The sequence below is a fragment of the Streptomyces sp. NPDC059092 genome, assembly GCF_042756365.1.
GTDB lineage: Bacteria > Actinomycetota > Actinomycetes > Streptomycetales > Streptomycetaceae > Streptomyces.
The window spans coordinates 1-3,985 of record NZ_JBHZEJ010000142.1; the positions used below are offsets into that span (position 1 = coordinate 1).

Consider the following 3,985-nt stretch of genomic DNA (forward strand, 5'->3'; position numbering starts at 1 on the left):
TCGCTACGACAAACGAGCCCGCCACTACAAAGCCCTGGTCACCATCGCCTGCCTGCGACTATGGCTCCCCGACTGACATTACGGACACGCCCTAGCACCTTCCGGACCGGCGCCTCGAACTCGTGGTGAGCCGAGTCCAGCCAGGACAGGTACGAGACGGCCTACGACAGCACCCCGCTGCCGGAGCCCTTCTGGAACTCGATCACTACGGGGCTGCGGATCTCGTCCAGCCCCAGGGCGTCGATCAGGCCCCGGTGCCGAGGACCAGTCGCGTACTCCGGCGCCGGGAACCGGATGCCGAGCATCTGCTCACGCCGGTTCCGACGACGAGCTGTACCAGTACGTGTCGGCGGAGTACGCGGCCTCCGAACGTAACTGGGCCACCATCGACGAGGTCGTCCGCATCGCTGGAGAGATCGGCGCCACCCCGCTCAGGTTGCCCTGAGCTGGATCGCCGACCGCCCCGGCGTCACCGCACCGGTCTTCGGCGCGCGCACCCTCAAGCAACTCCACGACAGCATCGCTGCCGCCGACCTCACCCTGGACGGCCGAGCCACCACCGCACTCGACGAGATCAGCACCCCCAGGCCCGGCGGCTACCCCTACGGCGCGTTCGGCGTCAGCCAGCGCGACCGCCGTCTCCGGGGCGGCCCCCAGGCTCTCGGAGAACTCGTCACCGGAAATTCCGACCACTCTCTCGGCCGCCCCTGAGCCGGGCGCTAATACTCCAGCCGTAAATCGTGATCTTCACGTTCGAGCGGCTTGCCGCCGGTAGTGGCTGGTCTGGGATCGGGCCTGGTGGCGGCGTCGCCAGTCGGACCAGCCGAGCCGGTGGACCGGGTCAAAGGCGGGCCGGATGACGAGCGTGATGAACAGCCGTTGGATCTCGTTGCAGGTGAGCGGTATGAGGGCGTCTGGTGCGGGATCGCGGTCGTGTTCGTTCGCGCGGACGACGGCGAGGAAGGCGTGCGCGAGCATGGCCAGGGTGACCCAGCGGGACCGGGACGGGTAGCGGCGGACCTGGTGCTCGTCCAAGGCCGCCAGGCCCTTGCCGGACTGGAAAAACTCCTCGACCCGCCACCTTGATCCAGCGACGCGCACCAGGGTGGTCAGCGGCACTGCGGCGGCCGGCGAGTAGCAGCGGTAGTACGCGAGTTCGCCGGTACTGCGGTTGCGGCGGATCAGTAACTGCCGGCTCCCGGGCCGGGGGCTGGTGAGGTCGATGACGGCCCAGTCGTAGAGGCGGTGGCCCTTGGCTCCGCTCCCTGCGGACAGCTTCTGCCAGGCCCTCTTGGGCACCTTCCTGGCCAGCGGGTCCGCGCGGAACTTCCGGGAGCCTGTGGTGACTTCGTGCGAGCAGGCCACCGCGAGGATGTAGCCGGTGCCGCGTTCTTCCAGCGCGGCGCGTAGCGTCGGGTTGCCGCCGTAGACCTCGTCTCCCGCGACCCAGGCGGCCCGGTGGCCGGCGTCCAGGAATCGGGTGACCGTGCGGGTGGCAAGCTGCGGTTTGGTCGCGAATTCGGTCTTGTCACCGAGTCCGGCGTCCCGGCAGTGGTCGGCGGGGTCCGAGGTCCAGGAACGCGGAACGTACAGTTCCCGGTCTGCCGCGGCGTGTCCGCGGCGGCCGGCGTAGACGAGATGGACGGCGACCTGAGCGCTCTCGATCCTGCCCGCGGTGCCGGTGTACTGGCGCTGGACACCGACGGTGTCGGTGCCCTTCTTCACGTCGCCGGTCTCGTCGACCACCACAACCGCCTGGTCGTCCCGCAGATGCTCCACCACGTAGGCCCGCACGTCGTCGCGGACCTGGTCGGCGTCCCACTTGGCCCGCCCGAGCAGGTGCTGCATGCCGTCCGGGGTGCTCTCTCCGGCCCACTCTGCGATGGGTCCAGCAGTTTTTGCGCGGCACGTCCGACAGCAGCCCGAGCACCAACCGCCCGACCCGACGTCGGGGTTCGACCCGTGCGAACCGGCCCGCGATCCGGGCCATCAGGCCCTCGAACGCCTCCTGCCAGCGGGCAGGGTCTACGCTGTGACCTGCGGTCACCGCATGATCTTCAGTCTTCACACACCGATGATCAACGGTGGCCGCACCCGTCTCCACAGCGCGTCAGGGTCGCGCAGCGTCTGTCTGCCGTCATGTGTCTGGAGGACTTGTGCAATGTGGCGAAGTCTGGTGGGTCCAGTTCGACGAGCGGAGGTTGGTCGTACTGCTGTCGGGAGACGACACGTCCGGGATCCGGGTGATGCAGGTCGTCGCTCCGGCGGGCGTCGACATCAGCGGTCTGGGCATCGAAGTGACGGTCGGCGCCGGTGAAGGACTGCCGTTCGAAGGCGTGCTGCGGCTCGCGTTCCCGCGTCCAGGCTTCACCCCGTGCACGTGGCTGACCACTGTGTCCCGGGACGACCTGATAGAGCGGGCGGCCGTCCTGTCGTCCGTGAAGCTCAGCGAGATTGACGACGCCCTCCGACTCGCTGAACAAGCGCAGGAGCGGACCCCGGCCACGACCGCGAAGCTCAGCGAGATAAGGGATGCCCTCCGTCTCGGTGAACTCGGGTAGACGGAAAAGGAGCCGACGCCCGCGACGGCGTGGGCGATCTCGGGCGAGATGATCGACGCTGGCCACCTGCTGCCTCGGCGCCCCTCACCACCGAGATCACGATCTACGGCTGGAGTACTAGGCGGGCTAGCAGATGTGCCTCTGACCGGCGTTTTTGCAGGTCAGGGTGTGTGCGGGTGCTTTGTGATCTTGGCGGTGTCCGGCGCTTCGAAGCGGGGTCCGGCGTAGTGCCCTGGTGATATGCACGGCGGTCATCATCCGCCGGGTGAGGCGGCTTCGCCCGCGCGTCTCGAACAGGTTCATCGACTGTGGGCATCGGTCAAGTGTGCGCCACGGTCGGCGGCTGCCTCACCAGAGGTGTGACGGCCGCCGGTCACGTCGGATCAGCCCGCCGGAGCCGCGGTCTGGGCTTCGAGATCCGCGACGCGGCGGTTCTGCGCGGGCACGAGGGCGAGCGCGGCACGTCGGCGATGCGGTCCCACCAAAGGTCGCGCAGCCACCGCTGGGAGACGCAGGTCAGGCCGATGTAGCTGGAGCGGTGAGGGAAACGCACCCCGAAGCGCTCGGTCTCGATATAGCCGGCCTCCCGGGTGTCGGAGGGGGTGAAGCAGACCTTCCGCAGGGGCCTGTCGCATCTCCTGGACCATGCGCTGGTGGTAGGCGCGGCGGAAGACGGACGGGTTCAGGCCGGGCAGGGACGCCACGTCGCGGCGCTGGCACTCATCCGCGAGCGACTGCACCCACGTCAGGTGCCCCACGGCGATCGGCTGCAGGCCGTGGACATACATGCCCCACTGGAACTCCGCCCGCAGCAAGGGCCGCAGCACGCGCAGGTTGACCTGTCCCGTGCGGTGCGCCGGCGGTTGCGCGCGGCACCAGGCACGGAAGGCGGCCTGGTCCTCGCAGGTCACCGGGACAGTGCGATCGTGCCGCTCGTAGGTGGCGAAGAAGTTCTTCGGCAGCCGCGCTCCGCCCGGCCCGGATGTAGCCGCCCTCGTGTGCGCCGCACAGCCCCAGCGGCGAGGCAGCCGGCTCATCGCACACGCCCGCGCGGCACTCCCCATAGCCCGGCAGCGACGGCTGGTCAGCCAACCACCGCTCGAACTCCCCCTCGCTCACAGGTGCAGTCCGCAGAGCTCGCCGGTACGAAGCCCGCCGTCGGCGAGCCAGCTGACAACCAGCCTGTCCCGGGCGGCGTTCACCGTCTCCAGCAGCCTCTCCCTCGCCCCCTCCGGAAGCATCTTCGGATGCCGGCGGTGCGGTTTCAGTATCCGATGCCCCTGTGCACGTCAGGTGCTGTGGTTACTCAGCGCAGTCACTGCGCTGTGGAAACACACCTAGACCGGGGTTTGGTTGGGGGGGGGGAACCCCCCCACCCACACCGACAAAAAGGTGCGGCCCGGGCCGGGGTGGTATAAAAAAAA

The 3,985-nt window shown here is 68.8% G+C and carries 3 protein-coding genes and 1 pseudogene; 2 read left to right on the forward strand and 2 right to left on the reverse strand.

Annotation, left to right across the window (positions count from 1 at the left end; translation table 11 throughout):
- Positions 1–161 precede the first annotated feature (161 nt).
- Positions 162–305 (reverse strand): hypothetical protein, encoded by a 144-nt coding sequence (locus ACFXPL_RS36925; RefSeq protein ID WP_384927554.1) that lies wholly within the window; start codon positions 303–305, stop codon positions 162–164.
- Positions 306–450: 145 nt separating this feature from the next.
- Between ACFXPL_RS36925 and ACFXPL_RS36930 the strand changes: the two genes are divergently transcribed.
- Positions 451–711: a hypothetical protein gene (locus tag ACFXPL_RS36930; RefSeq protein WP_384927556.1), complete on the forward strand. Its 261-nt coding sequence runs from the start codon at positions 451–453 to the stop codon at positions 709–711.
- A gap of 36 nt (positions 712–747) precedes the next feature.
- On the opposite strand, the pseudogene ACFXPL_RS36935 reads toward ACFXPL_RS36930, so the two are convergent.
- Positions 748–1,990, reverse strand: a pseudogene (locus ACFXPL_RS36935) (IS701 family transposase).
- A gap of 166 nt (positions 1,991–2,156) precedes the next feature.
- Between ACFXPL_RS36935 and ACFXPL_RS36940 the strand changes: the two are divergent.
- Positions 2,157–2,561: a type II toxin-antitoxin system PemK/MazF family toxin gene (locus tag ACFXPL_RS36940; RefSeq protein ID WP_384927555.1), complete on the forward strand. Its 405-nt coding sequence runs from the start codon at positions 2,157–2,159 to the stop codon at positions 2,559–2,561.
- Positions 2,562–3,985: the final 1,424 nt, after the last annotated feature.

Bases quoted from the DNA above. Each gene is read 5' to 3' on its own strand.
- ACFXPL_RS36925 (WP_384927554.1), bottom strand. From the start codon at position 305: ATGCTCGGCATCCGGTTCCCGGCGCCGGAGTACGCGACTGGTCCTCGG.